The following is a 24,446-nucleotide window of genomic DNA, read 5'->3' on the forward strand; positions in this document are numbered from 1 at the left end:
TGGGTGACCGGGTTCGAGTGACCAGCTTCGAGTGACCGAGTAACCGAGTGACCATTCGACCGACCGACATGCACACCGGCGTCAGGCGTGACCGGGAGAGAATCAGGTCATGGGGATCGACCTGCAGTTGCATGACAGTCGCCCGCACTGGCCCAACCGACGCTCGAAGCGCAAGCCGACGTTGATGCACCAGTCGCACGAGCACGGTGAGGCGTTGGCTCAGCTGATCGTCAAGCTCCCCCTCAACACGTCGGGGAAGCTCTGGACCGTCGACCCGTACAACGACACGGTCCTCAACGAGCAAGAAGCCGAGGCGGCGCTCCGCGAGATTCCAGCTCTTCTGGGCCTTTGCACTGACGAAGCCCAGACAGAAGCCGTCCGCGACCTCGCCGTATACCTGAAGGACTGTGCTGCCACTCCCGGGAGCTACCTCGTCTTCGTCGGAGACTGACTGGCGGGAGGAGGGTCATGGACGGCCGTCCGCGGCCCGGGACGTCGTGCAGGACGCGTCCTACCGCTTCGCGGGGGTGCAGCATGGCTTCGTCGGGCCGGCGCCGCCGGAACCGGGCGCCCGCCGCCCACCGCACGCCGACTCGCACCCCTCGGCGCACTGCCCGGGAGCCGCGTTCCAGGCCTGGGCTGGCCTGGGCTGGCCTGGGCTGGCCTGGGCTGGCCTGGGCTGGCCTGGGCTGGCCTGGGCTGGCCTGGGCTGGCCTGGGCTGGCCTGGGCTGGCCGCACCAGGTATTCATAAAGGTAGTCATGGGTGCATACTCAGGGCATGGCTGATACCACCGTGAAGATCGACACCGAGACCCGGGACCGCCTCAACGCGATCGCCGCCGCCCGCAAGACAAGCGTGCGCGCCCTGCTCGCCGAGCTGGCCGTGGAGCAGGAGAACCAGCTCAAGCTGGGCGTGGCGACGGACGCGTTCCGTGAAGCCGTCTCCCAGCCGGGCATCGCAGAAGCCTTCGACCGTGACTTCGGCGGACTGCCCCGGCCCACCCGCACCGCGCGCCGGGCGGCCTGACCTTGGACCTGCACATCGACATCCGCTGGCTCCTGGACCGACAGGAGGAACTGCTCGGCAAGGATCTGGGCGTACTGGACTACTCCGCGCTCGTGGCCGCCGTGGCACGCCACCGGGTGAACACCCCGCAGCTGGCGGAGGGCTCGCCGGACGCGTACTGGCGGGCGGCCGCACTCATGGAGCAGATCGTGCTGCTGCGGCCGCTGCCCGCCCGCAACGAGTTCTTCGCCTACGGCGTCGCCGTCGCCTACCTCAAGGCGTCCGGGGCGAACGCCGACACCTCCGCGTACGAACCCTGGCACGACCTGATCACCGACATCCGCGCGCTGCGCCTGACCGTGTACGACATCGCCGACCGGCTGCGCTCCCTGAGCCCGCCCGCCTGAGCGTCGGTCCGTCCGTAGGCTTCGGTCGTCGGCGTGGCGGTTTTGCCGGATGATGTAGCGGCGGATCATGCCGCCCTGCTCTTTGTGGTCGGCGTGCTCGGTGCCGCCGAGGGTGAAGTGGCGCAGGGCAGTGAACCGGGCTTCGATGCGCCCACCCGCGCGGCGGACCGTCACGAGCCAAACGTTGTCAGCGCGCGGGTCGGTTCGGCGTCGTACTGATCGGCGTCGAAGTGAAAAGCCGGAGGGCGCGCACCGTCAACGGGTACCTGCCAGTCGGACCACTCCACGATCCCACCGTGACGCTGCACGAACACGGACAGGTAGCCACAGCATCCGCCCGTGCACTCGGGCTCACCCAGTACTGCGCGACACCCCTCGGCCGTCGCCCACAGTGGCCCCTGGCCCTCGACCGGCAACGCCTCCTCGGCAAACGGGCCGCGGCCTCCCTCCCCGGTCGCCGCAGCCACCACTTCCTCGCCGTCGATCCGGATGGACAGCTGGGCAGCCCATCGGGGTCCCGGTGGCACACGCTGACCTCAAGCCGATTGAACACCCAGGCACTTTAAGTGAGTACGGGCCGGCCTGGTTCCGTTCCTACGACTGGGTGCGGGTGTCTGGCCGACGGCGGGCGACGCCCGAACGGGAACAGAACCTGACATCCACCGCGAGGCGAACCCCGTTCGGGACCAACCTGGAAAGAGGTGCCCCGGCGCGTCTCCGTGGTCGTTGGTTGCAGGGACAACTACCTTGTGTGGACGCCTACTTGGCGACGGGTGCCCGGTGACCAGAGCCGGTCGCTCGACCGTTCCGGGCATCCGCCGGCCCGCCCGGCCGTGCCTCAGCAAGGAAAGACAGAACATGAAGATCGGCTTCGCGCTTCCGCAGTTCCACAAGCAGGCTTTCGGCATCTCCCGCATCGCCCGGTTCGCCCGTGAGGTCGAGCAGGCGGGCGCCGCGAGCGTGTGGGTCGGCGACCGCAACCTGGCCGCGGTGTCCCCGAAGATCGGTTACGGCGGCCAGGGCGACACCATCCCGGCCGAACTCAACCCGGCCGCCGACCCCTTCGTCCTGCTGGGTGCGGCCGCGAGCGTCACCGAGCGCGTTCAGCTGGGTATGCACGTACTGATCGCGCCGCTGTACCCGCCGGTCCAGCTCGCCCGTTCGCTGACGACCCTCGACCTGGTGAGCGAAGGACGCCTGCTGCCCGGGTTCGGCATCGGCTGGTCCCCGGAGGAGTACGAGGCGGCCGGACTCGACTTCCACAAGCGCGGCGCGCGCATGGAGGAGCTGCTCGACGCCCTCGACGCCATATGGACCACCGACCCGGCCGAGTACAAGGGCACCCACATCACCGTGCCGCTGCACCACGCCCCGCTCAAGCCCCGGCAGAGCCCCCGTCCGCCCCTCTACCTGGGAGCCATGTCCGAGCGCGCCCTGCGCCGGGTGGCCCTGCGAGGCGACGGCTGGCTGCCGTTGTGCGTGGTGCCCAGCTATGTCGACATCGACGGACTCGTCGCCCAGCGCGCCCTCATCGACAGCCAGGCCCACGAGGCCGGCCGCGACCCGGAGAACATCGACACGGTTCTGCGCGTCAACATCGACGCCGGTACGCCGACCTCGGTCGTCGTCGACACCGTCAAGTCCGTGCACGAGCGCACCGGGATCGCTCACTTCATGGTCGACTCCCTCTACACCGCCGACACCGTCGAGGACTCGATCGAACTGGCCGCCGAGATCCTCACCCTGGTGAAGGAAGGCTGAGAGGCCGAGCCAGGCCCTGCCCACCGCTATACGCACCGCCCGGCCCCCGCCCTCTCCCCCGCCCTCCCTCTCCCTCTCCCTCTCCCCTGACGATCCCAGCCTGCAACCGGTCTGAGGCCCACCCCAGTTCGATCAGCAGCACGTCTGTCCACTGCAGGATCGACAGTGTCACGGTGCCGTTGTCCCTCACCGCCGCTCGGTGGTGCGAGACAACGGCACCGCGCCGTCACGGGCCGTACCCGCGCGCATCTGCCGCCTGCGCACACCGAGCCGCAGCAACCGTTCCGTCGCAGCTCATACGCCCCCGAACGCCCCCGGCTTGAGGCACCTCCGCGTCAACGCCCTGCCGGGGGAGGAGTTCGGGCCCCGTTCGCCGCCACGCAGCCACGCAGCCACCCCCATGCGCCGCCACTCCCCGGCCCCTGCCGCGCCCCGCCCCCGCCCCCGCCCAACCGCACGAAGTCTCCGGACTCATGAGGCGCAAGAGGCGGTGAGCTCACCGCGTTGTGGCAGCGTCACCTAATTGTTATGGCGGATGACAAATAGCGCTTCCCACGGTCTGGGCACAGGGTCCGGAGCGCCGTAAGTTCCCGCTCACAACATTCAGCCCGGGCGGATCAACCGACACCCGGCATTTCCCCCGAGGGCACGCTTCTCGGCTCCTTCCCGCCACCCTCGTACGTCCGGTCGTCCGGCCGTAACACCAGAAAGGACCCTGCCCATGCGCAAGGGACTCGTCCTCACTGCCGCCTCGGTGGCACTGGTCAGCTCACTCACCGCCTGCGGCGACTCCTCGTCCGGCGACGGTGATTCCGGCTCCGACGCCAAGCCGAAGATCGGCGTGATCCTCCCGGACAGCAAGTCCTCGGCCCGCTGGGAGACCGCGGACCGCAAGTACCTCTCCGAGGCGTTCAAGGCGGCGGGCGTCGAGTACGACATCCAGAACGCGCAGAACGACAAGCAGGAGTTCCAGACCATCGCGGACCAGATGATCACCAGCGGTGTGAACGTCCTGGTGATCGTGAACCTGGACAGCGGCACGGGCAAGGCGGTTCTGGACAAGGCCAAGGGGCAGGGCGTCGCCACGATCGACTACGACCGGCTCACCCTCGGCGGCTCCGCCCAGTACTACGTGAGCTTCGACAACGTCGCGGTCGGCAAGCTGCAGGGCGAGGGCCTCAGCAAGTGCCTGACGGACATGAAGGCCAAGAAGCCCATCATCGCCACCCTCAACGGCTCACCGACGGACAACAACGCCACTCTCTTCGCCGAGGGCTACAACAGTGTCCTCGATCCGAAGTACAAGTCGGGCGAGTACGTGAAGGGCCCGGACCAGTCCGTCCCGGACTGGGACAGCGCCCAGGCCAGCACCATCTTCGAGCAGATGCTCACCAGCCAGCCCAGGATCGGCGGCGTGCTCGCCGCCAACGACACTCTCGGCAACGCGGCCATCGCCGTCCTGCGCAAGCAGAACCGCAACGGTGAGGTGCCGGTCACCGGTCAGGACGCCGGCGTGCAGGGCCTGCAGAACGTCCTTGCGGGCGACCAGTGCATGACCGTGTACAAGGCGGTCAAGAAGGAGGCGGACGCCACGGCCAGGCTCGCCGTCTCCCTCGCCAAGGGCGAGAAGGGCGAGACGAACGCGACCGTCGAGGACCCCGAGGGCAAGCGCAAGGTCCCGTCCGTGCTGGAGACGCCGGTGGCCATCTACAAGGAGGACGTCCAGGACGTCGTGGACGACGGCTTCGTCGCCAAGAAGGACCTGTGCAAGGGCAAGTACGCCGCCCTGTGCACCGAGGCCGGCATCAAGTAGCCCTGCACCGGCCGGCCGGACCGTTGCCCCCCGGTCCGGCCGGCCGGCCGCGGGTCCCGGGGCTCCCGCTTCCCCGGGACCCGCGACCTAACGACCCTAAGGAGCCGTCTTCCATGACAGCGACCCCGATCCTGCGACTGCGCGGGATCGACAAGAGCTTCGGCGCCGTGCAGGTCCTGCACGACGTGTCCTTCGACGTCCGTCCGGGGGAGGTGACCGCCCTCGTCGGAGACAACGGCGCGGGCAAGTCCACCCTGGTCAAGTGCATCGGCGGGATCCACCCGTTCGACGGCGGCGAGTACTGGTTCGAGGGTGAGCAGGTGCAGGTGCACAGCCCGCGCGAGGCGGCGACCCTGGGCGTCGAGATCGTGTACCAGGACCTGGCGCTCTGCGACAACCTCGACATCGTGCAGAACATGTTCCTCGGCCGCGAGAAGCGCCGGGGGCTCGTCCTGGACGACGCGACGATGGAGGAGATGGCCGCCCAGACTCTCGAAGGGCTGTCGGTGCGCACCGTCAAGTCCATTCGCCAGCAGGTCTCCAGTCTCTCCGGCGGCCAGCGGCAGACCGTGGCCATCGCCAAGGCCGTGCTGTGGAACAGCAAGGTCGTCGTCCTGGACGAGCCGACCGCCTCGCTCGGTGTCGCCCAGACGGCACAAGTCCTCGAACTGGTCCGGCGAATGGCCGACAACGGTCTCGCCGTGGTCCTGATCTCGCACAACATGAACGACGTCTTCGCGGTGTCCGACCGGATCGCCGCCCTCTACCTGGGACGGATGGCCGCCCAGGTCAGCACGTCGGACGTGACGCACTCCCAGGTCGTCGAACTCATCACCTCGGGCCGCAGCGGGGACCTCGGCCTCGCCCACAGCAACGGAGTCACCGCATGACCGCCGCAGTCGCCCCCGAGAAGCCGGAACTGCCGCGCGGTTCCGGTACGCCGAAGAAGAACGGAGCGCCCGGACCCGCGAGTCTGCGCTCGGTCGCCCGGAACTACGTCGATCGGGTACGGGGCGGCGAGTTGGGCGCCCTCCCCGCCGTACTCGGTCTGATCGTCCTGTGCGTGTTCTTCGCCGCCCTGCGCCCGGTCTTCCTGTCCGAGCTGAATTTCGCCAACCTGCTGACGCAGGGCGCGGGCAGCATAGCCATCGCCATGGGGCTGGTCTTCGTCCTCCTCCTCGGCGAGATCGACCTGTCCGCGGGGTACGCCAGCGGGGTCTGCGCCGCCGTCCTCGCCATCCTGCTCACCGACCACGGATGGCCCTGGTACGGCGCGGCCGGCGCGGCGATCCTCACCGGCACGGTCATCGGTCTGGTGCTCGGCCTGCTGGTGGCGAAGGTCGGCATCCCCTCGTTCGTGGTCACGCTGGCCGCCTTCCTGGGGTTCCAGGGCATCGTGCTGATGCTGCTGAAGGAAGGCACCAACATCTCGATCCGGGACGACACGATCCTGGCCGTCGCGAACAACAACCTCTCTCCCGCGCTGGGTTGGGTACTGCTCGCCGTCAGTGTCGGGGCGTACGCGGCGATCCAGTTCCGGCAGAGCAGGAACCGCAGGCGGCGCGGGCTCGCCCCCGCTCCACTCGCCCTGCTCGCGGTCAGGATCGGCGGCATGGCGGTGCTCGGCGCCATCGCCGTCCACCTGCTCAACCAGGAGCGCAGCCGCAATGTCATCGTCGACTCGCTCAAGGGCGTGCCGATCGTGGTGCCGGTCATCGCCGTCCTGCTCATCGCCGGTACGTTCCTGCTCCAGCGCACCTCGTTCGGCCTGCACATCTACGCGGTGGGCGGTAACGCCGAGGCGGCCCGCCGGGCCGGCATCAACGTGGCGGCCATCCGGATCTCCGCGTTCGTCATCTGCTCCTCGCTGGCCGCGGTCGGCGGCATCATCGCCGCGTCCCGGGGCAACTCGGTCGACCCCAACACAGGCGGCAGCAACGTGCTGCTGCTGGCGGTCGGCGCCGCCGTGATCGGCGGGACGAGCCTGTTCGGCGGGCGGGGCAGGGTCGTCGACGCCGTGCTCGGCGGCATGGTGGTCGCGGTCATCCAGAACGGCATGGGCCTCATGGGGTACAGCTCAGGGGTCAAGTACGCTGTCACGGGTTCGGTTCTGCTGGTGGCCGCAGGCGTGGACGCCCTGTCCCGTCGCCGGGCCGTACAACGATGACGTCTGGGGTTCCATGAAAGCCGGTCCCTCGCAGGAGGAGATTCGCCGGCACAACCTCGGCACGGTGCTCCGTCATGTGCACATCGGCGGATCCATGTCGCGGGCCGTCCTGGCGGAGCGCATGGGGCTCAACCGCAGCACCATCCTGGGTCTGGTGAGCGAGCTGGGCTCGGCCGGCCTGGTCCGCGAGGAACTGCCCCGTGACACCGGCAGGGCCGGCCGGCCGTCCCTGGTCGTACGGCCCGAGTCCGACCGTGTGTACGTCCTCGCCTTCGACGTGGGTGTGGACCGGGTGGCAGCCGCCCGCATCGGCCTGGGCGGGGTCTTCCTCGACCGCAGGGAGATCGCCGTCGGTCCCGACCGTCGCGACGCCGGCAAGGTGGCCGAGGTCCTCGCCTGCTCCGCGCTGGACATGGTGGGCACAGCACGGCCCGACACCTACTGCGTCGGCGTGGCCGCCGCCGTCCGCGGGATGGTGCGCCGATCCGACGGCCTCGTCCGCGCCGCCCCCTACCTCGGCTGGCAGGACGAGGAGTTCGGCGAGGACCTCATGCTCCGGCTGGGTCTCGGCCTTCCCGTCTCGGTGGGCAACGAGGCCAGTCTCGGCGCGCTCGCTGAGCACCTGCGCGGTGCCGGAACCGGCTGCCAGGACCTCGTGTACCTGCACGGCGACATCGGCATCGGCGGCGGTGTCATCACCGGTGGCCAGCTGCTGGGCGGCGACGCGGGATACGGCGGCGAGATCGGGCACATGATCGTCAACCCGCGCAACGGCAGGCCCTGCGGCTGCGGGGCGCGCGGCTGCCTCGAAGCCGAGGCGGGGGAACGCGCCCTGCTGGAGGCCGCGCGGCGCGACCCGTCGGCCACCGGCCGGGAGGCCGTGCACGCCGTCGTCGAGGCGGCCGACCGGGGCGACATCACCGCCCGCGCCGCCCTGCACGACGTCGGTGACTGGCTCGGCATCGGCGTCGCCAACCTGGTCAATGTGCTCAACCCGCGCACGGTCGTCTTCGGCGGGACGCTCCGCGAGGTGTTCCTCGGCTCGGCCGCTCAGATCCGCAGCCGTATCAACCGTCTCGCCCTCACGGCCTCCCGCGAGCACCTGCGGCTGCGCGTGGGGGAACTCGGTGACGACGCGGTGCTCATCGGAGCCGCCGAACTCGCCTTCTCCGAGATCCTGGTGGGCCCTCTGGAGATGCTGGCCCGCGCCGGCGCGTAACCGGTACGGCGACGCGGCCGGCCCGAAGCCCGGACCGGGGGTCAGAGCCGGGGCCGGGGCAGGGGCAGGGGCAGGCAGCGGAGCGAAGTGGTCGTCCCTGGCACCGCAGGTCGCACGTCGGGTCGCAGGTCGCGGCCGTGACAGGTCAAACGGCATCGTTCGGCAGTCCGGGTGACTGGGCGATCTCCTGTTCGGCGGCTTTGATGATGGCGAGTACGGCGGTCGCCGCGGCCTCGGGATCGCGGGCCTCGACGGCCCGCACGACGGCGCGGTGCCCCGGCAGCGAGGCTTCCACCGCGCCGGGCGTCCGGGTGCTGACGAGGAAGCTGTGTTCCAGCGCGATGTCGACAGCGCGGCCCAGTGAGCCGAGGAGACGGTTGCCGCTGGCGTCGAACAGGGCCCGGTGGAAGGCGATGTCGGCCTCCACGTAGCCGCCGCGGCCGGGTTCCGCCGCCGCGGCCTCCATCGCCGCCAGGGCGTCGTACAGGACTCGTACGTCGTCGGGTCCGGCCCGGTCGGCTGCGAGGCGGGCCGCCTCGGGCTCGACGATCCGGCGCAGTTCGCCCGTGTCGTGCAGCAGAGCTGTGGCGTCCTCGGACTGCTTCCAGCGCAGCACGTCACGGTCCAGGTGGTTCCAGTGCTCCGGGGGCAGCACGCGCGTGCCGGTACGCGGGCGTACACGCAGCATCCCCTTGGCCACCAGCGCCTTCACCGCCTCCCGCAACACCCCTCGGCTGACGCCGGCCTCGGCCGCGAGCGCGTCCTCGACCGGCAGCGGGTCCCCCGGCTCCCACGCGCCCCCCACGATGCGCCGCCCGAGCTCGTCGACCACGCGCTGGTGCATGGTCAGAAAGTGCACCACGATCTCCGCCCACCCCCTGGACGCCATTCATCGAATCATTTAATGATTGAGTCACAGAGTACGGCCTGCGGATCCTCACCCGACAACGCCCAGCGCGAAGCCGACGACCCCACAGCCGGGAGTGCCTACATGACCGACGGTCAGAAGACGAGTCGCCGCAGCCAGGCATGGTTCGGCGCAACGGGCCGCAGCGGGATGGTGTACCGCTCCTGGATGCGCAACCAGGGGTTCGGGCACGAGGTGTTCGACGGGCGTCCCGTCATCGGCATCGCGACCAGTGCCTCCGAACTCGCCCCGTGCAACGCCCATCTGACGCGTGTCGCCGAAGCCGTCAAGCGCGGCGTGTGGCAGGCGGGCGGCCTGCCGCTCCAGTTCCCCACCATGGCCACCGGCGAGACCCTGATGCGTCCCACCGCCATGCTGTACCGCAACCTCATGGCCATGGAGGTCGAGGAGCTGATCCGGGCCAATCCGCTCGACGGTGTCGTGCTGCTGTCCGGCTGCGACAAGACGACCCCCGCCATGCTCATGGGCGCCGCCAGCGTCGACCTGCCCGCCGTCATGGTCACCGGCGGACCCATGCTCAACGGCAAGTACCGGGGCCAGGACGTGGGATCCGGCACCCACGTGTGGAAGTTCGAGGAGGACCTGAAGACCGGCCGGATGACCGAGGAGGAGTGCTTCTTCGCGGAAGGCTGCATGGCCCGTTCCAACGGGCACTGCATGACGATGGGGACCGCCTCGACGATGGCCTGCATGGCCGAGGCGCTCGGCATGCAGCTGCCGGGCTCGGCGGCCTGGCCCGCGGTCGATGCCCGGCGGATGGAGACCGCGCAGACGGCCGGGCAGCGCATCGTACGGATGGTGGAGGAGGAGCTGCGCCCCTCGCGGATCCTCACCCGGAAGGCCTTCGAGAACGCCGTCCGGGTCAACGCGGCCATCGGCGGCTCCACGAACGCCGTCATCCATCTGACCGCCATCGCCGGACGTGTCGGCGTCGACCTGAACCTGCGGGACTTCGACGACCTGGTCCGCGCGGTGCCGACCCTGGTCAACTTGATGCCCAGCGGCAAATACCTCATGGAGGACTTCTGCTACGCGGGCGGCCTGCCCGCCGTCATGGCCGAACTGCTCGGCGGCAAGCTGCTGCACGGTGAACAGATCACGGTCAACGGGCACACCATCGCCGAGAACACCGAGAACGCCGAACGGTTCGGCTCCGACGTCATCACCGGCCTCGACGCCCCCTTCCAGCCGGCCGGCACCGGTATCGCCGTCCTCCGCGGCAACCTGTGCCCCGACGGCGCTGTGATCAAGCAGTCCGCCGCGTCACCGCACCTGCTCACCCACCAGGGCCCCGCGCGCGTCTTCGACTCCCCCGAGGCATATCACGAGGTGTCCGACGACCCGGACATCGACATCGACGAGAACACCGTCATCGTCATCCGCAACGCCGGACCCAAGGGCTACCCCGGCATGCCCGAGGTGGCCAACGTCCCACTGCCCGCCAAACTGCTGAAGGCCGGCGTCAAGGACATGGTGCGCGTCTGCGACGGCCGGATGAGCGGTACCGGGTACGGGACGGTGGTCCTGCACGTGGCGCCCGAGGCCGCCGTCGGCGGGCCGCTCGCCCTGGTGCGCGACGGGGACCTCGTCGTCCTGGACGTCCCGAACCGCACCCTGCGCCTGGACGTGGACGACGCCGAGCTCACGCGACGCCGGCAGGCATGGAGGGCACCCGCCCAGCGGCACGCCGGCGGCTACGCCTGGCTCTACACCGACAACGTGGAACAGGCCGACCGGGGCGCCGACTTCGGCTTCCTGCGCGGAAGCCGTGGACACGAGATCCCCCGCGACTCGCACTGAGTCCCCGGGCGACCGCACCCCCTCGAATCTCGAATCCAGGAGAGCATCGATCGTGGAATCGGCAGCAGCGCTCCCTCGTCCGGTCCTCACCGCCGGCTCCGTCCTGCCCGCGGACGCCGGCCGAGCCGCCCTCGTCGCGCGCGTCCACGACCCGGAGTGCGACGGACCGTGTGTGGCCGCGGTCCGCGGCGAGCGGGTCGTCGACCTGACAGGCGTCGCACCCACCGTCGCCGACCTGATGGAACGCGACGACGCTGCGGCAGTCGTCCGCGAGGCCGACGGCGGACAGGTCTGGCGCCTGGACGAACTGCTGGAGGCACCGGCCGGCCACCGGGACGTTCCGCATCTGCTCGCCCCGATCGACCTGCAAGTGATCAAAGCCGCGGGCGTCACCTTCGCCGGGAGTCTGCTGGAACGCGTCATCGAAGAGCGCACGGGCGGCGACCCGGCGCAGGCCGCGCGCGTGCGCTCCCGCGTCACGCGGGTGGTGGGCGGCACGCTCGACGGCATCCGTCCCGGATCACCGGAAGCGGACAAGGCCAAGGAACTGCTCGTCTCCGAAGGACTGTGGTCGCAGTACCTGGAGGTCGGCATCGGGCCGGACCCGGAAGTGTTCACCAAGGCCCCGGTACTGTCCGCGGTCGGCACCGGCGCCGACATCGGAGTGCTCGGCGCCTCGGTGTGGAACAACCCCGAGCCCGAGGTCGTCCTCGTCGTGGACTCGCGCGGCCGGGTACGCGGCGCGACGCTCGGCAACGACGTCAACCTCCGCGACATCGAGGGACGCAGCGCCCTGCTGCTGTCCCGCGCGAAGGACAACAACGCCTCCTGCGCGATCGGCCCTTTCCTGCGCCTGCTCGACGAGGGCTTCGACCTCGACACCGTACGCGGGCTCGACATCGGCCTGCGGATCGACGGCACGGACGGCTACGTACTGCACGGCAGCAGTTCCATGCGCGAGATCAGCCGCGACGTACTGGACCTGGTGGCCGCCACGCACGGTCCGCACCATCAGTACCCGGACGGCTTCGTGCTGTTCACCGGCACCCTGTTCGCCCCCACCGAGGACCGACAGGCACCCGGCGCGGGCTTCACCCACGAGTACGGTGACGTCGTGCGGATCTCCAGCCCGCGACTCGGCGCGCTGGTCAACACCGTCGTCCCCAGCGAGCAGGCCGCACCGTGGACGTACGGCGTACGAGCGCTGATGCACAACCTCGCCCGGCGCGGCGTGTTGTGACATCACGAGGATCCGTACGGCCATGACGGAGCCGCTCGCCCCGTGTGCGCGGCGCTGTCACTCCGTGCGCCGCGCACACCCGGTTCATGCCCGGACGGCAGGCTCCTGTTCGATCGTGGCGTGCAAGCGCCGCGTGTGATCGACATGGCGCTCGGCGCCGGTCAACGTGACCCTGGCCGTCAGGCGCGGATCCGCGCTGGAGGCGGCCAGCCGCACCTCCAGCTCGCCCGGTTCGACGACGCGCCGGCCGTCGCGTCCGGTGAAGGAGGCGAGGTCGGCCGGGAGCGTGACACGAAGGCGCCGGGCCTCACCCGGTTCCAGTTCGACCCGGGTGTAGCCGACCAGGCGCTGCACCGGCTGGACGACGGAGGCGACCGGGTCGTGCAGATAGAGCTGGACGACCTCGGTCCCGGACCGCCCGCCTGTGTTGCGGACGGTGAGGGCGAAGGTGAACTCCCCGTCCGTGGCGGCCTCCTGGACGTCCACGGTCAGGTCTGTCCAGTCGAACCGCGTGTAGGACAGGCCGTGACCGAAGGCGAACGCCGGGGTCGGGTCGATGTTGGACACCGCGCTGTCGTGAGCGAGCCGCGCCCCGAGGTACGTGGCCGGCTGGGAGCCCGGCCCGCGCGGCACGCTGACCGGGAGTCGTCCGGAGGGATTGGTACGGCCGCTGAGCACCCCGGCGATCGCGTGCGTGCCCTCCTCACCCGGGAAGAAGGACTGCACGATCGCGGCGGACTCCTGCACGGCGCGGCCGAGGGCGTACGGTCGTCCCGCGAGCAGCACGGTGACCACGGGTGTCTCCAGGTCGAGCAGGGCGTCGAGCAGTTGCTGCTGCGCGCCGGGCAGTTGCAGCGTCTCGACGTCGCATCCCTCGCCGCTGGTGCCCCGCCCGAAGAGCCCGGCGCGGTCACCGAGCACCACCAGGGCGATGTCGGCCTCGCGTGCCACCCGGGCGGCCTCGCGGATGCCGGAGAGGTCTCCGTCGTCGATCCCGGTGCCGCGGGCGACCGTGATCTCGGCGTCGGGGAACTCGGCGGCGAGAGTGTCGCGCAGCGTGGGCAACTCGATGCCGAGCGGGGTACCGGGGTGGCGGACGCCGATGTGCTGGGGGAACGAGTAGCAGCCCAGTACGGCGACGGGCTCGTCGGCGTTGGGACCGAGCAGGGCGATGCGGCGCGGCCTCTTGAGCGGCAGGGTGCCGTCGTTGCTCAGCAGCACGACCGCTTCCTCGGCGACCGTGCGGGCCAGCGCGCGGTTCTCCGGGCTGTCCAGGTCGATCCGGCCGCGCAGAGCGGTCGGATCGGCCAGGTCCGCCCCGTCGAGCGCTGCCGGCACGGGGTCCCAGTCCGGGTCGAGCAGGCCGAGCGTCGCCTTCTGGGTGAGGATCCGGCGCAGGGCGCGATCGACCAGCGCCTCCGGTACGCGGCCGTCGGTGACGGCCTCGGTCAGGGGCACGCCGTAGGTCTTGACGTTGGGCAGTTCGACGTCGACGCCCGCCCGCAGCGCCGTTCCGGCGGCACCGGCCCAGTCGGCCGCGATGCCGTGCAGGGTCTTCAGGAAGGCGATGGCGAAGTAGTCGGCGACGACGGTGCCGTCGAAGCCCCAGGTGTCGCGCAACAGCCCGGTGAGCAGGTCCTCGTCGGCCGCGGAGGGAATGCCGTCGGTGTCGGTGTAGGCGTTCATCACCGACCGGGCGCCGCCTTCACGGATCGCCATCTCGAAGGGGGGCAGCAGCACGTCGGCGCGCTCGCGCGGGCCCACCGAGGAGGGAGCGAGGTTGCGGCCGGCGCGGGAGGCCGAGTAGCCGGCGAAGTGCTTGAGGGTGGCGACGATTCCCGCGGACTCAAGGCCTCGCACATATGCCGTCCCGATGGTGCCGACGAGGTACGGGTCTTCGCCGATGGTCTCCTCGACCCGGCCCCAGCGGGCGTCGCGCACGACGTCCAGGACGGGCGCGAGTCCTTGGTGGACGCCGACGGCCCGCATGTCGCGCCCGATGGCGGCGGCCATGCGCCGCACCGTGTCCGGATCGAAGGTGGCGCCCCAGGACAGCGGAACGGGGTAGGCCGTCGCCCCCCAGGCGGCGAAACCGGCCAGACACTCGTCGTGCGCGAGAGCGGGAATGCCGAACCGGTTCATGGCGGCGATACGGGTCTGGGTGCGGGCCAGGGAGAGCGCGCCCAGGGCTGGGTCGACCGGGACCGTGCCGAAGGGCCGGGTCAGCTGGCCCAGTCCGGTGGGCAGCAGCGCGTCGAGATCGACGGCCTCCTCCATGTCGTGCTGGTGAGGCGCCACTTCACCGCCCTGATCGGAGGCGCCCACCCACACCCCGTACAGCTGGGCGGTCTTCTCCTGAAGGGTCATCGCGCCGATCAGGGCGTCGACTCTCGCCGTGACGGGAACGGTGGGGTCGTTCCAGAGGGAGATTCCAGGGGTGTTCTCTACAGCCACGTCGGCGTTCACTTTCCTCCTACGCTTGGCGGACCCTTGACCAGGGCGCGACGGGCGAATTGTCGGACCGAAGGTCGGCCATCGGCCCCAGCGTCGGCGTCGGCGTCGGCGTCGGCGTCGGTCAACGGCTGAATCCGGCGGTCAGGCCGCTCAGCAACTGGCGGCGGCCGAACGCGTACAGCACCAGGACGGGCAGGGTGGTGAGGACGACGGCGGCGAGAACGGCGGGGACATTGACTCCGTACTGGCCCTGGAAGGTCCACAGTGCGAGCGGCAGGGTTCGCTGGTCGGGGCTCTGGGTGAGGATCAGGGGCAGCAGGAACCCGTTCCAGATGGTCAGTGCGTTGAAGATGGTGACGGTGAGGATGGCCGGACGGGTGAGGGGTGCCGCCAGGCGCCACAGTGTCGTCCATTCGGTGGCGCCGTCGACCCGCATCGAGTCGAACAGCTCTTTGGGCACGTCGCGGATGAAGTTGGTGAGCACCAGCACGGACAGCGGGATGGCGAAGGCGATCGACGGGAGGATCAGCGCCAGCAGGCTGTCGTACAGCTGCAGTTTGATGATGATCAGATAGACCGGGATCACCGTCGCCTGCAACGGGATGGCCAGGCCCATGAGGAACAGCCCGTTCATCGCGCGAAGCACCCGCATGCGCCGACCGCGGACGATCGCGTAGGCGGCCATGAAGGAGAACAGGACCGCCGGCACCACGGCACCGGCGGTGACCACGACGCTGTTCACGAAGTAGCGAAGGAAGTCGGACTCGACGACCAGCCGGTAGTTCTCCAGCGTCGGGTCGTCCGAGGGCACCAGCGGGTTGCTCGCGTAGTAGCGGTTCTGTGCCTTGAAGCTGGTGATGAGGGTCCAGTACAGGGGTACGGCGACGACGACGAGCCAGAGCCATCCGGCCAGGCCGCCGGGCCAGTTGCGTCGGCGGTCGGCCCGACGGGAGCGGTGTGGCCGCTCGCGGTGGGTGTCCTTCTGCGGTCGTCGCGGCTCGGTCAGCGTGGTGGTCACGTCAGGCCCCCTCAAGTTGGCTCGCGCCGGCGTCCCGGCCCCCGAGCCGGCGGAGCAGCAGGGCGAGGGCCAGCCCCACCAGGACCAGGATGACCGCGATCGCGCTGGCCGGGCCCATCAGGCTGGCCTGGAAGCCACGCTTGTACATGTCCAGTGCGAGGACCCGGGTGGCGTCGCCGGGGCCGCCCTCGGTCAGGACGTAGATGAGGTCGAAGAAGGTCAGCGACCCGACGACCATCAGCGTGGACGAGGTGATGATGGTGTATTTCAGCTGGGGCAACGTGATGCTGAAGAACTGCCGGATGCGTCCGGCTCCGTCCAACTCCGCCGCCTCGTAGAGGGACTTCGGAATCTGCTGGACGCCACCCTGGTAGATCAGGGAGTGGAACGGGATGAACTGCCAGGAGACGACGAAGACGACGACCCCGAACGCGAGCCCTGGCCGCCCCAGCCAGTCCTGACTGAGCGCCCGGATCTTCAGCCCGGCACCCAGCCCGAAGTTGGGGTCCAGCAGAGCCTTGTACGCGATCGCGATCGCGGCGGAGCTGAGCATCAGCGGGATGAAGTACACCACGCCCAGCACCGCCCGGTAGCGCTGGCTGCCGGCCAGGAACGTGCCGAGCAGAATACTCAGCGGTGTCTGGACGGCCCAGGACACGGCCATCACCATGAACGTCACCCCGAGGGCGTGCGGCAGCCCGGGGTCGGTGAGCACCGCACGCCAACTGGTCAGCCCCGAAGGGTGGATGTCGCCGATCCCGTCCCAGGTGGCGAAGCTCAGCGCGAAGACACCGACGAGCGGGATCACGGCGAAGCCGACGAAGACCACCAGCGCCGGCGCCGCCAGCCACGGCAGTATGCTGCGCGGTCCGCGACGCGGTGGATGGCCGGTGAGTGAGGTCATGTGCCGGTGACCGCGTTGAGGTTGCGGGCGAACTCCTTGGGTGTGACGGACAGTTGGAACAACTTGACGATGTTGTCCAGCAGGGTCTCCGCAGCCGTCGGACTGAGCGCCTGGTCCCAGGACTGGGCGAACACCTTGGCCTTGGTGGCGATGTCATAGGTGAACTGCAGGAAGTCGGCGCTCTTGGAGGCGGCCAGGAGCTTCTCCGTGCCCAGCCGGATCGGCACCGATCCGTTGCCGATCCACTTCTCCACCTCCTCGTCCTGGAGGACGCCTGTGGCGAAGAAGTCCTTGGCGACCTTCTTCTGCTCGGCGCTGGCCTTCGAGGAGATGGACAGGTACTGGGCGGGATTGCCGACCGTGTCGCTCGGATCCCCCTTGCCGCCCTCCACGGGCGGGAAGGTCATGTAGCCCAGGTCGCCGCTGGAGACGAAGTCCCCGCCCCGTTCCTGCTGGATGCCGTACGACCACGCGCCGTGCAGCATCATCGCGGCCCTGCCGGTGTAGAGCAGCGCCTGGTCGGCGTTGGAGTCCGCGGTAATCGAGGAGAAGCCCTTGATGAACCCGCCGGCTTCGACCAGCTCTTGCACCTTGGTCAGCGCGGCGATGGAGTCCGGGTTGGACCAGGCGTTCTTCTCGCCGTCGATGATGGCCTGGAACACCTCGGGACCGCCGATGCGGTCGAACAGGAACTCCAGCCACATCATGTTCGTCCACCGGGACTGGCCACCGAGGGAGAACGGCGCTATACCCTTCGCGTTGAACTTGGGCACCAGCGCCATGATGTCGCCCCAGGACTCCGGTGGTTTCACACCGACCTGAGCGAAGACCTTTTTGTTGTAGTAGAGGATGATCGGCTGCACGGTCTCGCCCGGCATCGCGTAGATCTTGCCGTCGACGGTCGCCGCTGCGAACGAGGACTGGAGCAGCCGCTTCTTGACCTCGGGGTGCTCGTCGAACCACGAGGTGAGGTCCTCGACCTGGCCCGCTTTCGCATAGGTGCGCAGTGTCCCGCCGCCCCAGCCCCAGATGATGGTGGGCGCCTTCCCGGCGCCGATGGAGGTCTTGATCTTCGTCTTGTACGCGTCGTTCTGGAAGGTGGTGTCCTTGATCTGCTCCTTGGGGTGGGCCTTGTTGAACGCGTCCACCGCGCCGGCTCTGACGCCTTCCTGCGGCTGGCCGTTCAGATACCAGTAGGTGGCCCCACCGCCGCTGTCGCCGGGGCCGGACGAGCCGCAGGCCGCCAGCGCCGCCGAGACCGGCACGCCGGCGGCCAGACCGAGGAGAGTACGTCGGGAGAGCGCCATGTTCTTCTCCGCACCCGAGAGCCATCGGCTTCTCGTGAGTGATGGTGAAAGGTTTTCGAAACGGTCTTCCTCTTGCTCTGTTCGTGCAAATTAGGTTTCGGGCTGACGCCCTGTCAAGGCGTGTGCACACACATTATGGGGACGCGGACATCCCCGTAACAGCAAGGCAGAATGATCCTCCGGGAGTGCATGACAGACGCCGAAAACATTTCGAAAAGTGCTGGGTGCGATGGACGATCGAAGTGGCGGATGCGGCTGACACACCGTTGTTGCAGGTCATGCCGTGTCGGCAAAGCCTGGCGCCGCTCGTGCCGGGCCGGGTCGACGAACTCCCGGCTGAGATGGCGGTGACGGGCAAGGCCGGGCCCGGACGGGCCCGGTGCCGGGGTTGCCGTACGGTTGACCGGTTCCACCCGCGTTGCCGGCCCGACCGGCAGCTCACCACACCGGTGGACGTACAGCTGGGAGGAACCGATGCGACCGAACGCCAGGCGCACCACTTTGGCGGACATCGCCCAAGCGGCCGGGGTCTCCGTCGCGACCGTGTCCAAAGTGGTCAACGGTCGTGGTGACGTGGCGCCGCACACCCGTGTCCGAGTGCAGGAACTGCTGCATCAGCACCACTATCTCGCGCCCGTGTTCCGGCACACCGAAACCGTCCAGAGCCCGACCATCGAGGTGCAGTTCAAGGGCGGCCTCAAGCCGTACGTGGCGGAGACCCTGGAGGGCATCATCGACTCCGCCGCCGAACTGGGGGCCTCGGTGGTGATCAGCAAGGCGACCAGTGCCCCGCACTGGGCCCGCGACCTGGTCTCGGCCGGGCGCCGCGCCGTCATCGCGGTCACCAGCGTGTACACCACTGCGCACCTGAACGAACTGGCCCGGTCCGGGCTGCCGTTGGTCGTGCTGGACCCGCTGCACCTGCCGGACAGCCGGGTCCACAGCGTCGGGGCGACCAACTTCGCCGGCGGCCTGGCCGCGACCCAGCACCTGCTCTCCCTCGGCCACCGCCGCATCGCCTATCTCGGCGGCCCGACCATGGCTGTGTGCAACCAGGCACGCATGCACGGCTATCGCGCCGCCATGGAGGCGCAGGGAGCGCAGGTACCCGAGGCCTACGTCCGGCCCGGTGAGTTCACGTACGAGACCGGGTTGCTCGGCGCCACCGCGCTACTGGGCCTGCAGGAGCCACCGACAGCGATCTTCGCGGGCAACGACGAGATCGCCGTCGGGGTCATCGAGGCCGCCCGCGCCCGAGGCCTGCGCACCCCCGAGGATCTGAGCGTGGTCGGCTACGACGACACGAGCCTCGCCCAGATGGCCTCACCGCCGCTGACCACCGTGCGCCAGCCCCTACGGGAGATGGGTGGTGCCGCCCTGCGCACCGCACTCCGACTGGCCAACAGCGAGAAGGTCGAGTCCCACCACATCGAACTCGCCACCGAACTGGTGGTACGCGCTTCAACGGCGCCGTCCCGCTGAGAGGTTTGGACAAGACCATCGAGTCCTACGACGCCGCTGTCACCCTCGCATCACTCCTGGTGCGGGCGTGACATCTGCCAAGTGGACCAACTCTTCGCCGTCGGCACGGTTCTTCAAGTACCGCTCGCCGTACCGCTGATGACGGGCCAGTCCTGGCCGGCTGTCGCCTCGCGTGCGATGCGGCGCCACTCGTTGTCCCCGCCGGGCAGGGGCCAGGCCCAGGTGGGCTGTTCCGCGGTGTCCAGGTCCTGGATGAGGCGGGCGAGTTGTGGGCCGGCGGTGGCCGCGCCGTCCGGGACGGTGGGACCGTGGACGGCTCGGAGTTCGGCGAAGCGTGCCAGTTCACCCTCGTAGAAGCCCACGGCCTCGTCGACGCGCGCAGCCAGGTCGTCGCGTGGCACCGTGCGGTGCACCTGCAGCAGCGGAGGCTCGACGGACTCGGCGATCGCCGCGGCGAGCCGCGCGTGACCGTCCAGGATCAGATGGCAGTCCAGGCCACTGACCCACCACAACAGGACGGGTGGCAGCGTGCCCTCACGAGCCTGCTTGCGGTACGCCTTGACCCGGCTGTCGTCGGCATCGGGCATCGGCCGCAGCGGAAGGACCTCCCACGAACCGGAGTGGACGAACCAGTCGATGTATCCGTCCGGATGACCGTCGACGAGCATCGATCTCCAGTACTCGGCATGCGAAGTGCCGGGGTGGCGCCAACGCCGGAACGGACTCTCACCCGAGAGCAGCCAACGGCCCTCGTGCAACGGGCTGTCCGGAGAGTCGACGAGGTACCGCGCGAAGCGGTGGGCCCACCGTTCCGCACTGCCCGCCAGGGCGCGTGCCGCATCGGCACGCAGCGGCGGGACAAACGAGCGGTACGCGCCGGTGCGCCAGAAGTCCACGCCCTGGAGCGGCTCTTCGACGGCGGCGAGCAGCACAGGCCGTGACTGCTGGGCGATCAGCAATCGGGGCCCGGCGCTGAACACGCACAGTCCCGGCCGGGGCCTGACCTGGACGTCCAACGCCAGTCCCACCCATGTGCCGTCGTCCCGCGTGACATTGCTGCGCCGCATATCAAGAGAGCGTAGACGGCCACCGCATGGCAGGATGACGGCCGTCGACCCGAGAGGTCGACCTCGGGCAGGCATGCCAAGGGGCGGCGCGCGAAGCTGACGGGGCGGAGAGCTGAGGCATGGTCGCTTTCCACTCCTCCGCCCTGGACGGAGTCGCCGCCAACCCGGCCCTCCCCGCACCACTGCTGTTGCGACTGCTCGCCTTCGACGGCGAGGGCCACGGCCCGCCCTTCCAGGCCCTCCACCGGCCCGGGCTGCCCGAGTCGGCCGTGGCGGTTGTCCTCACCCATCCGGTCCCGGACACGCGAATGCAGTTCGCGACGAGCGGCCAGGCGGAGCCGGAACAGCGCGCTCGTCTCGCGGACGACCTCTCGCCGAGGGCGTGCATCTGGCCGAGCTGGCCGGCAATCCGTCCCTGCCGCCCGACCTGGTGGACCGGCTCGCCGTCGACCCCGACGTGTGGTGCGGCTCGCTGTCTCCCTCCGGCCCGAGCTGACCGAGGACCGGCGCAGGGCGATCGACTTCACGGTGGCCCCGCACGCACGGGGCGACGTGGACTGGGTGGCGGCCGGTATCGCCGATCAAGGCGTGCTGCGGAGGGCGGCGACCTCCGCCCATCCTCTGCTGCGCCGCGCCGTGGCCCGCAGCCCTCATCTACCGCCCGATCTCCTGCGGATTCTGTCCGCGGACACGGACGCCGTCGTGCGCACCCACCTGGCCGTACATCACCCCGACACCTCGGAGGAGGTCCTGCTGAGCGTGTACGCACGGCTCGGCGGGACGTTCTCCGCCTGGATGGCGACCGGCCACCCGCGCTTTCCCCGCGAGGGACTCGCCGCCCGTTACGCGGACCACGCGGAGGGGATCCACCGACAACTGGCAGTCCGCGATCCCCACGCCGGCCCCGAGCTGATCGAGCGGCTCAGCCACGACCCGGACGTCCGGACGCGCCAGGCGGCGGCCCGCGACCCGCGCCTGCCGCTCCCCCGGCTCCTCGCGGCCCTCACCCAGCCCGAACTGGCCTCCAACGCGGGCGCCAACCCGGCACTTCCACCGGGTGAGACGGCTGCGGTCATGGACGGGGCCGGGGTACCCGCCTGACGGGCACCACAGTGTGAGAGGCAGGCAATGCAGGACAACTACCCAAGCTTCTCCGGGTTCGAGAATGTCAGCCTGGAGGACAGCTACGTACTGGACATCGTGGTCCGTCCGACTGTCCTGACCCTCAAGCTCGATGCGTTGCTCCTGCCCGGTCATCCTGAGCACCGGGCCCCCGCACCCGGAGAACGCGCCTGCTTCCGCCAAGCCACCGTCGTCTTCTCAGCCATCCGTGACCTGCGCTGGACGGACCAGAGTGTCGTCAAGCCTGCGATCGACGCGAGCGGGACTGCCGACTACGGATCAGTCGACTCCCTGACCAGGGACGGCAACAGCTACAAGATCCTGGGCGACTGGGGCGAAATCAACCTGCGGTCGGACGCCCCGTCGTTGTCCATCGATCCGGCTCCCGTCCTGGATCCAAACGGAGCCTGTCCACGGTTTCACGGCGCCTCTTCCGGATCACCTGACCACCCGGATGCGGGTGCGACGCTAGTCTCGGGACCATGGGACTTGAATGGGAGCAGCTCGTCATCGACGCCGCCGACCCGGTGGCCCTGGGCCGCTGGTGGCAGGAGGCGCTCGGCTGGACCGTGGTGAACGACTCGCCCGAGGAGTACGAGATCAGGGCGGAGCCCGACCGGCTGCCCGGCCTGCTCTTCGGGTCGGTTCCGGAGGGGAAGACCGTCAAGAACCGTCTCCACCTGGACTTCCGCCCTGACGACCGGGACGCGGAAGTCGAGCGCTTCCTGGCCCTCGGCGCCCGCCACGCGGACGTCGGGCAGCGCGGGGACGAGCCGTGGGTGGTGCTCGCGGACCCTGAAGGAAATGAGTTCTGCGTGCTGGGGGAACGCTCCGGCGGCTGACTCTTGGGCTGCGGCGCCCGAGAGCTCCGGCCGACGCCCGCGTGCCGACACCTCCCGCCCCGGGGCTATGGCTTCGCCCTGACCAGCCCGGCGTCGTACGCCATGATCACGGCCTGGATCCGGTCTCGCGCCCCGATCTTGGCGAGGACCCGCCCGACGTGCTTCTTCACGGTGGACTCGGTGAGGACGAGCCGTTCCGCGTTCCCGCTCCGAGCCCTACGGGCGGACGTGCCGTGGTGTCTGTCCTCGAAGCTACGAGCGCCGCAGGCCGGGACGCTTGGACCCGAGGGGAATCTTCGGCGCCCGAGTCGTACCGCGGTACCACCTTCACTGTCACCGGCCGAAGCTGCGGCAACTCCTCAGCGTCGCCCGGCCAGGGCCTGGTCGGCGTTGGCCAGTTGCGCGCGCATGTCCTTCTTGACGGCGGCGAACTCCCGCTGTTTCTCAGCCATCGCTCGCCGCTGGTACGCCGCGTCGACCGACGACCAGACGCCGATGACGTTCGTCTCCCGTTTGCAGGCCACGTCCGCGCTCGCGAGCGCGAGTTCGGCCCGGCCTGCCTTCGGACCGCCGAACTCGGGGTCCTTGCCGGGCGCTCGGGTCGGGTCCGCGTACGTGTAGTCCTGGTTCTGCCGCTCCATACACCGTGACCAGGCACGGAAGACCGCCACGACACGAGGATCGCGTTGTGAGTCACGGTAACTGCCGATGTTGATCGCGCCGACGAGTTCAAGGTTCCCCAGCTTCTGCGGGTCCCCCGACAGCGCCTTGGTGGCCTCGCCCTGGCAACCGCCCGCAGGCAGGCGGCGACCGCGTGAGTCGGCGTCCGCTGGTGTGCCGTCCTTCTTCAACCCACGCAGGACGAGCATTGCCTCCGGCCCCGGCTGTGGCCCCGGCTGTGGTCTCGTGGGCTTGTTCTTGCCCTGCGGCGGCACCGAGCCGGGAATCGGGTGATAGCCGTAGCGTGCCGCCTTGGCCGCGTCGGTGATGCCGTACCGGTGCGCCGTGTTGGCCGGGTTCAACGTGCCCGTCTCCGGGATGGGACCGGTGGGGGCGGGCAAGGAATGACCGAAGCGCCGCATACACGCCTCGGTCAGCACCGCCTTGGCCCGGAACAGGCGGCCGACCTGGCGATCGGTGAACAGGTAGGGCTCGATGGGAAGTACCAGGGAACTGACATCGAGCATCTTCGGCACCGCGACGGCGGGAAGCGGCCCTGATGCCGTCAGTGTGCCGGACGCGGTGACAGCCGGTGTGGGGTCTACCCCCTGCGCGCATCCCGCCGTGACGGCGAGCAGGATGACGGCCGCCCCGAGACGCCTGGCCCTGTGGAGTTTTCGCGCCGTCATGCTGTCGTATCCCTTCCGGGGCGCGGGTGCGGGTGCGGGTAGTCGGTGCGGTCCGGCCCGCCCGCCGTGTGCGGGCGGGCCGGACCGGCATCAGCCGGCGTAGTACCAACCGAGCGAGGCGTTGTTGTTCTGTACGCCGGAGTTCAGCGGGCGGGACTCTCCGGGCCAGATGTCGTCGTAGGGGGCGTCGCCGCTGGCGTTCTTGTTCTCGTTGTAGAAGATGCGGGCCCTGAAGCTCGGATCGTTGTTCCAGGCTCGGTACACGTTGTTCTTCACGTTCTGGCCGTGGCCCTCGCCGCCGGCCGCGAAGGTGTGCCCCGCGAAGTCGTCGACCCCGGTGCCGTACTTGCTCCAGGAGCTGTTGCTCGACTCGCTGTAGTAGAGGTAGACGTTGTTGTCCCAACTGGCCGGCTGGGCCTGGGCGGGCGCTGCCGCGGGTTCCCCCTTCGCGGCAGCCGGCGCGGTGGCCAGGACGGTGCTGCCGGCGATCAGTGCTGCGGTGACCGCGATGGATCCCCACACACGACGTGCAGTTGTCACGATGCTCCTCCGTCGGCGT

21 protein-coding genes and 2 pseudogenes are annotated in these 24,446 nt (G+C 69.7%); 13 read left to right on the plus strand and 10 right to left on the minus strand.

The features are described 5' to 3' along the window. Window positions 1-109: 109 nt before the first annotated feature. The 3 genes from OHS59_RS02205 (at window position 110) to OHS59_RS02215 (ending at window position 1,414) form a co-directional block, all read left to right on the plus strand. A complete protein-coding gene (locus OHS59_RS02205; protein WP_328491669.1) occupies window positions 110-451 on the plus strand; it encodes a hypothetical protein in 342 nt (113 codons plus the stop codon). Window positions 452-779: 328 nt separating this feature from the next. Further along, the gene (locus OHS59_RS02210) at window positions 780-1,028 is read left to right on the plus strand and encodes an antitoxin MazE7 (RefSeq protein ID WP_328491670.1); all 249 of its coding nucleotides are present in this window, start codon (window positions 780-782) and stop codon (window positions 1,026-1,028) included. A gap of 2 nt (window positions 1,029-1,030) precedes the next feature. Continuing rightward, window positions 1,031-1,414, plus strand: a complete 384-nt coding sequence (locus OHS59_RS02215) for a toxin Doc (RefSeq protein WP_328491671.1) — start codon at window positions 1,031-1,033, stop codon at window positions 1,412-1,414. 12 nt (window positions 1,415-1,426) lie between these two features. On the opposite strand, the pseudogene OHS59_RS02220 reads toward OHS59_RS02215, so the two are convergent. Beyond that, a pseudogene (locus tag OHS59_RS02220) lies at window positions 1,427-1,564 on the minus strand (IS630 family transposase); the annotation flags it as partial. A 708-nt stretch (window positions 1,565-2,272) separates the two neighbouring features. Here OHS59_RS02220 and OHS59_RS02225 point away from each other — a divergent pair. The 5 genes from OHS59_RS02225 to OHS59_RS02245 all read left to right on the plus strand — a co-directional run bounded on the left by OHS59_RS02225 (window position 2,273) and on the right by OHS59_RS02245 (window position 8,374). Then, window positions 2,273-3,175: a TIGR03619 family F420-dependent LLM class oxidoreductase gene (locus OHS59_RS02225; RefSeq protein WP_328491672.1), complete on the plus strand. Its 903-nt coding sequence runs from the start codon at window positions 2,273-2,275 to the stop codon at window positions 3,173-3,175. Between the two features lie 721 nt (window positions 3,176-3,896). After that, window positions 3,897-4,988, plus strand: a complete 1,092-nt coding sequence (locus OHS59_RS02230) for a sugar ABC transporter substrate-binding protein (RefSeq protein WP_328491673.1) — start codon at window positions 3,897-3,899, stop codon at window positions 4,986-4,988. A 113-nt stretch (window positions 4,989-5,101) separates the two neighbouring features. Continuing rightward, window positions 5,102-5,878: an ATP-binding cassette domain-containing protein gene (locus OHS59_RS02235; protein ID WP_328491674.1), complete on the plus strand. Its 777-nt coding sequence runs from the start codon at window positions 5,102-5,104 to the stop codon at window positions 5,876-5,878. After that, on the plus strand, window positions 5,875-7,155 hold the full coding sequence (locus OHS59_RS02240) for a sugar ABC transporter permease (protein WP_328491675.1): 1,281 nt from the start codon (window positions 5,875-5,877) through the stop codon (window positions 7,153-7,155). Before OHS59_RS02235 ends, OHS59_RS02240 begins: the two co-directional genes overlap by 4 nt. A 13-nt stretch (window positions 7,156-7,168) precedes the next feature. Then, complete coding sequence (locus OHS59_RS02245) at window positions 7,169-8,374, plus strand: ROK family transcriptional regulator (RefSeq protein ID WP_328491676.1); 1,206 nt, start codon at window positions 7,169-7,171, stop codon at window positions 8,372-8,374. Window positions 8,375-8,519: 145 nt separating this feature from the next. Here OHS59_RS02245 and OHS59_RS02250 read toward each other — a convergent pair whose 3' ends face one another. After that, window positions 8,520-9,263 carry a FadR/GntR family transcriptional regulator gene (locus OHS59_RS02250; protein WP_328491677.1) on the minus strand — a complete coding sequence of 248 codons (744 nt, stop codon included), beginning with the start codon at window positions 9,261-9,263 and terminating at the stop codon, window positions 8,520-8,522. 102 nt (window positions 9,264-9,365) lie between these two features. On the opposite strand from OHS59_RS02250, the gene OHS59_RS02255 reads away from it, so the two are divergent. Both OHS59_RS02255 and OHS59_RS02260 read left to right on the plus strand, forming a co-directional pair. Continuing rightward, the gene (locus OHS59_RS02255; protein ID WP_328491678.1) at window positions 9,366-11,102 is read left to right on the plus strand and encodes an IlvD/Edd family dehydratase; all 1,737 of its coding nucleotides are present in this window, start codon (window positions 9,366-9,368) and stop codon (window positions 11,100-11,102) included. A gap of 52 nt (window positions 11,103-11,154) precedes the next feature. After that, on the plus strand, window positions 11,155-12,342 hold the full coding sequence (locus OHS59_RS02260) for a fumarylacetoacetate hydrolase family protein (protein WP_328491679.1): 1,188 nt from the start codon (window positions 11,155-11,157) through the stop codon (window positions 12,340-12,342). Between the two features lie 84 nt (window positions 12,343-12,426). On the opposite strand, the gene OHS59_RS02265 is transcribed toward OHS59_RS02260, so the two are convergent. The 4 genes from OHS59_RS02265 to OHS59_RS02280 form a co-directional block, all read right to left on the minus strand. Further along, entirely contained in the window at window positions 12,427-14,808 is a 2,382-nt protein-coding gene (locus tag OHS59_RS02265) for a glycoside hydrolase family 3 N-terminal domain-containing protein (RefSeq protein ID WP_328491680.1), read from the minus strand. A gap of 109 nt (window positions 14,809-14,917) precedes the next feature. Next, window positions 14,918-15,814, minus strand: coding sequence for a carbohydrate ABC transporter permease (locus tag OHS59_RS02270; RefSeq protein ID WP_328491681.1), 897 nt, complete (start codon window positions 15,812-15,814; stop codon window positions 14,918-14,920). Between the two features lies 1 nt (window position 15,815). Next, entirely contained in the window at window positions 15,816-16,718 is a 903-nt protein-coding gene (locus OHS59_RS02275) for a carbohydrate ABC transporter permease (RefSeq protein ID WP_328491682.1), read from the minus strand. Then, window positions 16,715-18,025, minus strand: coding sequence for an extracellular solute-binding protein (locus OHS59_RS02280; RefSeq protein WP_328491683.1), 1,311 nt, complete (start codon window positions 18,023-18,025; stop codon window positions 16,715-16,717). Before OHS59_RS02280 ends, OHS59_RS02275 begins: the two co-directional genes overlap by 4 nt. A gap of 474 nt (window positions 18,026-18,499) precedes the next feature. Here OHS59_RS02280 and OHS59_RS02285 point away from each other — a divergent pair, with 474 nt between their 5' ends. Further along, entirely contained in the window at window positions 18,500-19,507 is a 1,008-nt protein-coding gene (locus OHS59_RS02285) for a LacI family DNA-binding transcriptional regulator (protein WP_328491684.1), read from the plus strand. Between the two features lie 113 nt (window positions 19,508-19,620). Here the strand turns inward: OHS59_RS02285 and OHS59_RS02290 are convergent, their stop codons facing one another. Beyond that, complete coding sequence (locus OHS59_RS02290) at window positions 19,621-20,574, minus strand: hypothetical protein (RefSeq protein WP_328491685.1); 954 nt, start codon at window positions 20,572-20,574, stop codon at window positions 19,621-19,623. Window positions 20,575-21,033: 459 nt separating this feature from the next. Between OHS59_RS02290 and OHS59_RS02295 the strand changes: the two genes are divergently transcribed. Beyond that, entirely contained in the window at window positions 21,034-21,675 is a 642-nt protein-coding gene (locus OHS59_RS02295; protein ID WP_328491686.1) for a hypothetical protein, read from the plus strand. 503 nt (window positions 21,676-22,178) lie between these two features. Next, a complete protein-coding gene (locus OHS59_RS02300) occupies window positions 22,179-22,538 on the plus strand; it encodes a VOC family protein (protein WP_328491687.1) in 360 nt (119 codons plus the stop codon). 65 nt (window positions 22,539-22,603) lie between these two features. Here OHS59_RS02300 and OHS59_RS02305 read toward each other — a convergent pair. The 3 genes and pseudogenes from OHS59_RS02305 to OHS59_RS02315 form a co-directional block, all read right to left on the minus strand. Next, window positions 22,604-22,738: pseudogene (locus OHS59_RS02305) on the minus strand (response regulator transcription factor); the annotation flags it as partial. 159 nt (window positions 22,739-22,897) lie between these two features. Then, a complete protein-coding gene (locus OHS59_RS02310) occupies window positions 22,898-23,887 on the minus strand; it encodes a hypothetical protein (protein WP_328491688.1) in 990 nt (329 codons plus the stop codon). Between the two features lie 90 nt (window positions 23,888-23,977). Beyond that, window positions 23,978-24,427, minus strand: coding sequence for a hypothetical protein (locus OHS59_RS02315; RefSeq protein WP_328491689.1), 450 nt, complete (start codon window positions 24,425-24,427; stop codon window positions 23,978-23,980). Between the last annotated feature and the right edge of the window lie 19 nt (window positions 24,428-24,446).

Source organism: Streptomyces sp. NBC_00414, from assembly GCF_036038375.1.
GTDB lineage: Bacteria > Actinomycetota > Actinomycetes > Streptomycetales > Streptomycetaceae > Streptomyces.